Source organism: Reyranella sp. (genome assembly GCF_050185545.1).
Classification (GTDB): Bacteria; Pseudomonadota; Alphaproteobacteria; order Reyranellales; family Reyranellaceae; genus Reyranella.
Genome location: NZ_JBFWZI010000245.1, coordinates 1 through 8996 on the forward strand (window position 1 = coordinate 1; position 8996 = coordinate 8996).

An 8996-nucleotide genomic window follows, 5' to 3' on the forward strand; every position below is an offset into this window, starting at 1 on the left:
AGGCCTAGCAGGACCAGCACCAGGCCGATGCCGCCCAGCACGGCCAGCAACCACCACGGCAGCAGCGGGTCGAAGACGACGGAAACAGCAGAGGTCGTGTTCACGGCCCACACCTCTCAGTCACTGCGCGGCTGAGCAACCCAAAATCCTCATGCTGAGGAGCGAGCGAAGCTCGCGTCTCGAAGCATGGGCAACCGGTACCGTGCCTGATCCCCATCCTTCGAGACGCGCCCTTTGAGCGCTCCTCGGGATGAGGTGTTGCTGGTCGAGTCAGGTCACTAAGCATCGGCCAACCAACTCAAAGGTCCGCACACGCCCGTCACCGACCCTCGCGCCACCAGGCGCTGCCGATGGCCATCAGGAAGGCGAGTGCCACCAGGATACCCGGCAGCAGCGGCAACTGGTTGATGCCGGCGACGGTGTAGCCTTCGTTGCGGCGCAGGCCGATCCAGTCCGAGCCGCCGGCGGCGCGGCCGGGCCGCACCGAGCGGATGTCGGGGTCGGCTGTGTCGGCGAGCCACAGCAGCGTGCCGCCCGAGGCGTCGACCAGCGGCTTGAGCCTGGCGTCGGTGGCGCGCACGTCGGAGAATTCCAGCGGGTCGGGATTGCCGACCGCGGCGACGGTGCGCAGCGTGCCGTCGTCGAAGCGGTAGAGGCCGGGCTTGTCGACGTCGACCACGGCGAGGCCCACGCCGGGGCTCGCCTGGTTCAAGGCGAGCGTGCGGGTCGAGCCGTCGGGCGCGGTCATCGTCACCGGCGGGAAGGTGGTCGCCAGCGTGCGGCGCCGGACCTCGATGCGACCGCCGACCGAGGTGGCGCGCAGCGCCTCCTCCTCGAGGTCGGGCTCCTTCATCAGCCAGTGGGCGACACGGCGCACCAGCTCGGGCTGCGGCCCGCCGCCGTCGATGCCGCGGTTCCACAGCCACAGATGATCCGATAGGAGCTGCGCCACGCGACCTTCGCCGACGCGATCGAGCACGATCAGCGGCTGGTCATCCGCGCCGGAGAGGATGGTGTTGCCGCGCTCGGTGCGCGAGGTGACCAGGCGGAACCAGCGGCCCCAGTCGGGCTCCTTCCCGGCGTCGCCGGCCTGCGGCAGGTTGGCGGCGACGGGATGGCGCTGGCCGACCTCGCTGACCTTGGGCTTGAAGGGCGCTTCGACCACCTGCCCGAGCGGCGCCGCCGGCAGCACGCCGCCGATCGGCGTGCGGTAGAGGGAACGATCGGTGGCGAACACCGGCCCGACCGAGACCAGCAGTGCGCCGCCCGCCTTCACGTACTCGGCGATGTTGCGGAAGTATTCGCGCGTGATCAGGCCGCCGGTTTCGTAGCGGTCGAAGATGATGAGATCGAATTCCTTGAGCTTCTGCTCGAACAGCTCCTTCATCGGGAAGGGGATCAGGCTGAGCTCGCGCACCGGCACAATGTCTTCCTTCGACGGCGTGCGCAGGATGGTGAAATGCACCAGGTCGACGGCGGGATCGCTGCGCAGCAGGTTCCGCCACGCCCGCTCGCCCTGGTAGGGCTCGCCGGACACCAGCAGCACGCGCAGGCGGTCGCGCACGCCGTTGATGGTGAACAGCGCGCGGTTGTTGTCGAGCGTGAGCTCGCTGGGGCCGGCCGCGACCTCGAGCTCGACCACGTTGGCGCCGGGATTGCCGACCGTGATCGGCAGCTCGATCGACTTGCCGACCGGCACGTCGATCCGCCGCACCACCTCGCCGCCGACCGAGAGCGTCACCGGCGCGGTGCCCCCCGACGGATCCTCGATCTTGAACTTGACGGCGACCTCACGGCCGACCACGCCGAAGCGCGGCGCCTGGTCGAGCACGATCAGCCGGTCTCGCTCGTTTCTCTTGCCGGCGATCAGGGCATGCACCGGCGCACCGCCCAGCTCCGGCGGCAGGCCCCTCGCGGACTCGATGGCCGGCACGTCGTGCACCTGGCCGTCGCTCAGCAGCACCACGCCGGCCAGCCGCTCGGGCGGCACCTCGACCAGCGCCGAGCGCATCGCCTCGATCAGGCGCGTGCCGCCCGGCCGCTCGCTGCCGAGCTGGATGCGCGCCGGCGGCAGCACGACCTCGCGAATCTCGAGGCCTTCCTGCTGGCCGAGCCGGCGTTTCAGCGAGTCGCGCGCCGCCTGGACCTGGCTACGGCGCTCGCCGATCGTCATCGAATCGCTGTCGTCGATCACGATCAGGGCGACATCGGCAATCGGCTTCCTCTGCTCCTCGACAAGCGCCGGGTTGGCGAGGGCGGCCAGCACGACGGCGATTGCGCCAAGCCGCAGCAGGGCGCCGCGCGCGCCGGCGCGCAGGCTGAGCCCGACCAGCACCACGCCGAGTCCGCCCAGCGCCGCCAGCAGCCACCACGGCAATAATGGATCGAAGACGACGGATACGGCGGAAACCGTGCTCACCGCCGGAGCCTCTGCATGATGTCCTGCAGATGGACTTGGTCGTCCTTGTAGTTGCCGGTGAGCGCATGCATCACGAGGTTGACCCCGACGCGATAGGACATCTCGCGCTGGGTCTCCGCGCCCGGCGATACCGGCAGCAGGCCGCGGCCGCGCTGATCGACCGCCCAGGCGCCGGCATAGTCGTTGGCGCCGATCACGATCGTCGTGACGCCGTCATTGACGCGCCCGCCGCCCGACTCGATCCAGATCTTGCCGCCCTGCCAGCGACCCGGCATGTCCGAGAGGAGATAGAACGACTTGGTGAGCACATGGTCCGGCGGCATGGCGACGAGCGGTGGCGTCTCGATGCCGCTCAGCAGCCGCTTGAGGTCGGGATTGCCGCCGGCCGGCCGGTCGAAGCTCATCTGCTGGTCGCGCGTGTCGATGAACAGGATGCCGCCGGTGCGCAGGTAGCGATCGAGGGCCGCCGAGGCGCGCGGCGACAGCGCCGGCTGGGTCGAGGTGATCGGCCAGTAGATCAGCGGATAGAGCCTGGGCTCATCGCGCTCCAGATCGAGGCCGACCGGATCGGCGGGCTCGACCGAGGTGCGGCTGCGCAAGATCTCGCTCAAGCCCTCGAGGCCCGCCTTGCTGAGATCGTCGACTTCCTTGTCGCCGGTGATGATGTAGGCGAGGCGGATGTCGAGCGAGCCTTTGAGCGCCTGCTCCTCGCTGAGCGGCGGTGGGCCTGGCCGCGCCGGCTGGTCGGCGACACGCTGCGGCCGCGCCTGCGGCACCGGCTGCTGGGCGTCCGACGGCGGCGCCGGCGCCATGACCGCAACGACGGCCAGCACCGCCAGCGCCGCCGGAGCCGCACGACGGATGCGCACGGCGCGTCCCAGCAGGCCACGCAGCCACAGGGCGATGAAGATATCGGCCAGCAGCAACAGTAGCGCCCCGAGCAGGAACCAGCGCGACAGGTCGGTCTCGCCGCCCTCGGACAGGCGATCGGTGCTGACGCCGCCGGGCAGCACCAGCGGCTTGGGCTCGCCGACATGACCGCCGATGTTGAAGGCGACCTGGGCGTTCTCGTCACCGTAGAGGCCGGGCGGTGTCGTCGGCCTGGGCTTGAACGTCTCGATCGCATCGGCCGGCAGGATCTGGGCGCCGGCCGGCGGCGCGCCGAGTCGGCCGAAGCCGTCGAGCGTGCGCCACGGCTTCAGCGCCTTGTTGACGCCGTCGCCGGCGACGCCACGCGACAGCGTGACCAGGCGCTGCAGCATGTTCACGAACAGACCCGAGATGGCGAGATTGCTCCAGCCGGTGTTGGCCGTGGTGTGGATCAGCACGAGGTAGCCTTGTCCGCGCTTCTCGGCGGTGACCAGCGGGGTGCCGTCGGCCAGCCTCGCCCACGTCTTGTCGGCGAGATCGGGCGTCGGCTCGGCCAGCACCTGTTGCGAGATGCGCACGTCCTTCGGGATCGGGATGCCGAGGAATGGGCTGTTGGCCGGGAACTCGGCAAGCGCGCTGGGCTGGCCCCAGCTCATGACGCCGCCCAGCGCGCGGTCGCCCAGGCGCAGTCGCGTCGGCACCAGCGGATCGTTGCCGGCGGCAATGTTGGGGCCGGCGAAACGCACGGCCACACCGCCGCGCTCGATCCACTTGGCGATCTCCTCGCGATCGTTGGCCGAGGGCACGGCGCCGTCGGGCACCAGCAGCACCGCGGTGTTGCGCGTCAGCACGGTCTCGCGATCGCCGATCGTCAGGCTGACATAGGGATCGAGCGCCCGTTCGAGGAAGTAGACTTCCTGCAGGAGCGGCTGGCCGGTCGCGGTCGGGCGCTCGCCGAGGACGGCCACGGGGCGGCGGCGCGAGCGCTCGTCGAGCAGCACCGTGCTGCCGGCGCCACCCTGCGTCTCGATGTCGAGCCGCGCCACGCGGTTGCGCAGCTCGGCCGGCGCCGGCAGCGTGCCTTCGCCCTTGGTCGCCGTGGCGGCGAAGTCGAGATCGATGCGGGCGACCACGCGGCCCTGGTCGTCCGCCGCCTGGATGGCGACCTTGCGCGGGCCGTCGGCCGCCGGACGCAGCGCCTGCACCTTGAGGTCGCGCCCACCGGTGGCGGGCGGCAACAGCAGCAGCGGCGTCGTCGCCTGGTCGGGCAGCACGACCTGCAGGCCTTCGAAGCGGCGCAGCCGTTCGGTGAGCTTTGCCGCGCCTTCATCCTCCAGCCCATCGCTCAGCCACACGGCGTAGGCGCCGGGATCGACCTGCATCTGGTCGATCGTCGTGACGGCAGCGGCGCGGTCGGTCGGCCATGGCTTCGGACGGAAGGCGCGCAGCACGGTGCGCGCATCGTCGGCGCGCAAGGCGCCGCGGCGCAGGGCCGGCGCATCGATGGCTACCGGCGCCGTGCCGGCGAGGACGACCGGGCGATTGGCGCGCTCGGCGCGCTGGATCAGCCGCTCGGCATGGGTGATGCGCGTCGTCCAGCCGGGCGCCGACGACCAGCCATCGTCGATCACCAGCAGCAGCGGGCCGCTGCCGGGCAGGTCGGCCTGCGGGTTGAGGACCGGCCGGGCCATCGCCAGGATCAGCGCCGTCGCCAGCAACAGCCGCAGCAGCAGCAGCCACCACGGCATCTTCATCGGCGTCTGCTCGGAAGGCTCCAGGCCGATCAGCAGGCGGATCGCCGGGAAGCGCACGAGCTTGGGCAGCGGCGGGATCAGCCGCAGCAGCCAGTAGATCACCGGCAACGCCAGCAGGAGCGCCAGCATTCCCGGAGCAGCAAAGGCGAAGGCGCCGAGACTCAGCATGACACGCGCCCCAGCGTGTCATCCTGAGCGAAGCGAAGGATCTCATGCCGGTTGCGCGCGGCGATGAGGTCCTTCGCTAACGGCGCTTGCTGCGCAAGCGCCTTGCTCAGGACGACATGAATCTTTTCGTCAGCGATCTTCATCACCATCACGCCGCCGTCAGCCGACGCAGGTCAGCCATGGCCATGTAAAGGGAGAGCAGCACCGTCTGCGCCGGCTTGTCGGTGCGATGAAGGTGCACGGTCCAGTTGGACGGCCGGGCCAGGCGCTGCAGGCCTTCGCGCTGCGCGGCCAGCCGCGCGCCGTAAGCCGTGCGCACCGTCTCGACGCGCCGGATCGTGTGCTGGCCTTCGGCCTCGAGCCCTTCGAACTTCACGTGACCGTCGAACGGCAGGTCCTCTTCCGCCGGATCGAGCACCTGCACGATATGGCCGCGCACACCGCCGCTAGCGTAGTGGCGCACCACCTCCTCGATCTTGTCCAGGGGATCGAGCCAGTCGGACACCAGCACGACAGTGCCATGCGCCGGCAGCGGCACCAGCGGCGGCAGGCTGGGCGGCGGACGGCTCGTATTGCGGGTCTCGTCGTACAGGGTCTCGGCGATGCGTCGCACGGCGATGCGTCCCGAGATCGGCCGCATGCCCGAGCCGAGCACGGCCACGCGCTCGCCGGCATCGCTGAGCAGGCTTGCCAGCGCGAGGGTGATCAGCTCGGCGCGCAGCGCCTTGGTGTCGCTGTTGCGCAGCGAAGCGTACTGCATGGAGGGCGAGGCGTCGCGCCACAGCCAGACGCTCGCCGCCGCCTCCCATTCGGTCTCGCGCACGAACAGGTGGCGGCTGCGCGCGCTCTGGCGCCAATCGATCTGGCTCGCGCTGTCACCGTCGCGATAGGGCCGGTACTGCCAGAAGGCGTCGCCCTGGCCGACCCGTCGCCGGCCGTGCACGCCCTGGATCACGGTCGCGGCGACGCGATCGGCCGCCACCATCAGGGCCGGCAGCGTTCCGGCGAGCTCGAGCGACCGGTTGAGGGTTGAAGCAGAGGCCATTTAACCCAGGCGTGCACACATCTGGCTGATCACCGTCTCGACCGTGATGCCCTCGGCGCGCGCCGAGAAATTCACCGCCATGCGATGGCGCAGGATCGGTCCGGCCAGCGCCACGACATCGTCGACCGAGGGCGCGAGACGGCCCTGGATGATGGCACGGGCGCGGCAGGCCAGCATGAAGGCCTGGCTGGCGCGCGGGCCGGGACCCCAGGCGACGCGCTGGCGCACGATGTCGAGGTCGCTCGATTCGGGGCGGCCGGCGCGCACCAGCTTCAGGATGGCATCGACCACGCTCTCGCCGATCGGCAGGCGGCGCACCAGGGTTTGCGCCGCCATCAGGTCGGCGGGCGTCAGCGCCTGCGTGGTCGTCGGCGCGCTGGCGCCGGTCGTGCCGATCATGATCTGACGTTCCGCGGCCTCGTCGGGATAGCCCACGTCGACCTGCAGCAAGAAGCGGTCCAGCTGGGCTTCCGGCAGCGGATAGGTGCCTTCTTGCTCCAGCGGATTCTGGGTGGCGAGCACGTGGAACGGCTCCGGCAGGTCGTAGCGTTTGCCGGCCACGGTGACGTGCTTCTCCTGCATGCTCTGCAGCAGCGCCGACTGGGTGCGCGGGCTGGCGCGGTTGATTTCGTCAGCCATCAGGAGCTGGGCGAACACCGGGCCCTCGATGAAGCGGAAGGAGCGGCGGCCGGCGTCGGTCTCCTCCAGCACCTCGGAGCCCAGGATGTCGGCCGGCATCAGGTCGGGCGTGAACTGGATGCGCTTGGCATCCATGCCCAGCACGACGCCCAGCGTCTCGACCAGCTTGGTCTTGGCGAGGCCGGGCACGCCGATCAGCAACAGGTGGCCACCGGACAGGAGTGACACCAGGGTTTGATCGATGACATCCTGCTGGCCATAAATGACCTTGCCGATGGCAGCGCGGGCTGCGCGCAGCTGTCCCCCCAGGCGTTCGATGTCGGCCAGGGCGGCGAGGGCGTCGGCGTCGGTCGCAGTGGAAGTATCGGGAGCCACTTGGGCACTCCTGTGATCGAGGGGGATTGGATGTCAGGGAAGCCCAGAATTGAGGCCGGAACAAGGGCATGACAGTTGACGAAATCGTGCAGCGGGTACGCGAACGCAGTCACCGTTTGGCATCCGGTTTGCCAGTCGAACTCCCTCCGCTCGGCAGCGACTTCTCGCTGAACGGGGTGGTGCCGAAACCGACCAACTTTCGACCGGCCGCCGTGCTGGTGCCGATCATTCGCCGGGAACCTGCGCTGACCGTGCTCCTGACCCAGCGGACCGACGACATGCCGAGCCACGCCGGCCAGATCGCCTTTCCCGGCGGCCGGCCACAGGCCGGTGACACCGATTCCGTCGATACCGCCCTGCGCGAGGCCGAGGAGGAAGTGGGGCTGGCGCGACAGTTTGTCGAGGTCATCGGTTCGGTCGACCACTACCGGACCGGCACCGGCTACGACATCACCCCGGTGGTCGGGCTGGTGACGCCGGGCTTCACCACCCGCGCCGACCCGCGCGAGGTGGCTGACGTCTTCGAGGTGCCGCTGGCGTTCTTCCTCGACGAGAAGAACCATCGTATCGACAGCCGCGTCTGGCAGGGCCGCGAGCGGCGCTATTACGCCATGCCGTACGGTGAACGCTACATTTGGGGCGCCACTGCCGGTATGCTGAAAAATCTGCAGTACGTGCTGTCCGCTGTCGACTGACCCGGTCGAAGGGATGGCCGCGGAGTCCGCGCCATGCGCATCGTCCTTCTGGTGCTGTTGCTGGTGTTGGCGCCGACCGCCGCCTTCTTCGTGTGGGCCTGGGCGGTCAAGATCAAGGAGCAGCGCAAGCTCGCCGGCACCTTGCCGTCCTGGCAGGACCTGCCGATCACCTGGCTCGCCATTGCCGGCCTGCTCTGCACGATCGTGGGCTTCATCGTCATGTTCTTCACCCAGGACCAGGGCTATGGCGGCCTGTTCGCATCGTAAGAAGGATTCGCGCGTGGGTGCCTCTCACCTTTGCATTCCTCCCCCGTCACAGGGGGTGGGTGCCCCCGAACGGGGGCGGAGGGGGAAGGCCTCGGTCGTGATTCATCCGATTCCGACGTCGAAATCAGAGAGACCTCGTTTGAGGCCTACCCCCTCCGACCCTGCGGGCCACCTCCCCCGTAAGACGGGGGAGGCGAGTCTTGGGCAATGATCGAAGTCGGCGACACCCTCCACGCCCCCTGGATGGACGCCCCCGCCGTGCGCCGCCTGCTCGCGGCGCTGGCGCAGGGCGGCGTCGGCGCGCGCTTCGTCGGCGGTTGCGTGCGCGACACCTTGCTCGGCCGGGCGATCGGCGACATCGACCTCGCTGTCGACAAACCGCCTGATGTGGTCGTGCAGGCGCTCGAGGCGGCGGCGATCAAGGTCGTGCCGACCGGCATCAAGCACGGCACGGTGACCGCGGTAATCGAGCGCCGGCCGTTCGAGCTCACGACGCTGCGCCGCGACGTCGAGACCGACGGCCGGCGCGCCATCGTCGCCTTCACCGACGACTGGTTCGTCGATGCCAGCCGGCGCGACTTCACGTTCAACGCGCTCTACGCCGCGCCCGACGGAACGCTGTTCGATCCGTTCGACGGGCGTGCCGACCTCGCCGCCGGCCGCGTGCGCTTCATCGGTGATGCCGACCGCCGCATCGAGGAGGATCGTCTGCGCGTCCTGCGCTTCTTCCGCTTCTACGCCTGGTTCGGCCGCCCTCCGCTCGA

The 8996-nt window shown here is 69.8% G+C and carries 7 protein-coding genes and 1 pseudogene; 3 read left to right on the forward strand and 5 right to left on the reverse strand.

The window, feature by feature from the left end:
• Window positions 1–319 precede the first annotated feature (319 nt).
• The 5 genes from AB7O82_RS34600 to AB7O82_RS34620 are packed head-to-tail and all read right to left on the reverse strand — an operon-like array spanning window position 320 to window position 7270.
• Window positions 320–2419 (reverse strand): hypothetical protein, encoded by a 2100-nt coding sequence (locus tag AB7O82_RS34600; protein ID WP_428539679.1) that lies wholly within the window; start codon window positions 2417–2419, stop codon window positions 320–322.
• The gene (locus tag AB7O82_RS34605; protein ID WP_428539682.1) at window positions 2416–5211 is read right to left on the reverse strand and encodes a DUF4159 domain-containing protein; all 2796 of its coding nucleotides are present in this window, start codon (window positions 5209–5211) and stop codon (window positions 2416–2418) included. Before AB7O82_RS34605 ends, AB7O82_RS34600 begins: the two co-directional genes overlap by 4 nt.
• Window positions 5205–5360: a hypothetical protein gene (locus AB7O82_RS34610; protein ID WP_428539685.1), complete on the reverse strand. Its 156-nt coding sequence runs from the start codon at window positions 5358–5360 to the stop codon at window positions 5205–5207. Before AB7O82_RS34610 ends, AB7O82_RS34605 begins: the two co-directional genes overlap by 7 nt.
• Complete coding sequence (locus tag AB7O82_RS34615; RefSeq protein ID WP_428539688.1) at window positions 5360–6256, reverse strand: DUF58 domain-containing protein; 897 nt, start codon at window positions 6254–6256, stop codon at window positions 5360–5362. Before AB7O82_RS34615 ends, AB7O82_RS34610 begins: the two co-directional genes overlap by 1 nt.
• Complete coding sequence (locus AB7O82_RS34620) at window positions 6257–7270, reverse strand: AAA family ATPase (protein WP_428539691.1); 1014 nt, start codon at window positions 7268–7270, stop codon at window positions 6257–6259. It abuts the gene before it with no gap.
• A gap of 68 nt (window positions 7271–7338) precedes the next feature.
• Here AB7O82_RS34620 and AB7O82_RS34625 point away from each other — a divergent pair, with 68 nt between their 5' ends.
• From AB7O82_RS34625 to AB7O82_RS34635, 3 genes and pseudogenes are all read left to right on the forward strand, one after another.
• Window positions 7339–7965 (forward strand): CoA pyrophosphatase, encoded by a 627-nt coding sequence (locus tag AB7O82_RS34625; RefSeq protein WP_428539694.1) that lies wholly within the window; start codon window positions 7339–7341, stop codon window positions 7963–7965.
• 33 nt (window positions 7966–7998) lie between these two features.
• On the forward strand, window positions 7999–8232 hold the full coding sequence (locus tag AB7O82_RS34630; RefSeq protein ID WP_428539697.1) for a hypothetical protein: 234 nt from the start codon (window positions 7999–8001) through the stop codon (window positions 8230–8232).
• 207 nt (window positions 8233–8439) lie between these two features.
• Window positions 8440–8996: pseudogene (locus AB7O82_RS34635) on the forward strand (CCA tRNA nucleotidyltransferase); the annotation flags it as partial.